This window comes from Paraburkholderia sp. BCC1876, assembly GCF_902833695.1.
In the GTDB taxonomy this organism is placed as follows: Bacteria; Pseudomonadota; Gammaproteobacteria; order Burkholderiales; family Burkholderiaceae; genus Paraburkholderia.
In genome coordinates, this window is record NZ_CADFGI010000115.1 from 1 (window position 1) to 423 (window position 423).

Consider the following 423-nt stretch of genomic DNA (forward strand, 5'->3'; position numbering starts at 1 on the left):
GATCGTACTGTCCTGCGCGATCGCCTACGGGCGCGGCGTTCGCACGCCGCCACCCGCGCTGCTGGCGCAGATGATGGTGGTGCGTGTCGGCTGGCTGCCGCTGTTCTCGATCTTCGCGATCGCGCTCACGCTGCTGGTCTGGCTGCTGCTCACGCGCACGCTGTACGGCCGCGCGCTCGCCGCGCTCGGCCAGAACACCAATGCCGCGCGGCTGGCCGGCGTCAGGACCGATTTCCACGTCTGGCTGACCTACGTGATCTGCGGCGCGCTGGCCGGGCTGACCGGCTGCCTGATCGCGACCTTCTCGGGCGGCAATTCGCTGGACCAGGGCAACGAATACCTGCTGCTGACGGTGGCGGTGGTGGTGATCGGCGGCACCTCGGTGTCGGGCGGACGCGCCTCGCTTGGCGGCGTCTGGGGCGC

At 70.7% G+C, this 423-nt stretch carries 1 pseudogene; it reads left to right on the top strand.

Annotation, left to right across the window (positions count from 1 at the left end):
- A pseudogene (locus tag HWY05_RS38065) lies at positions 1 to 423 on the top strand (ABC transporter permease); the annotation flags it as partial.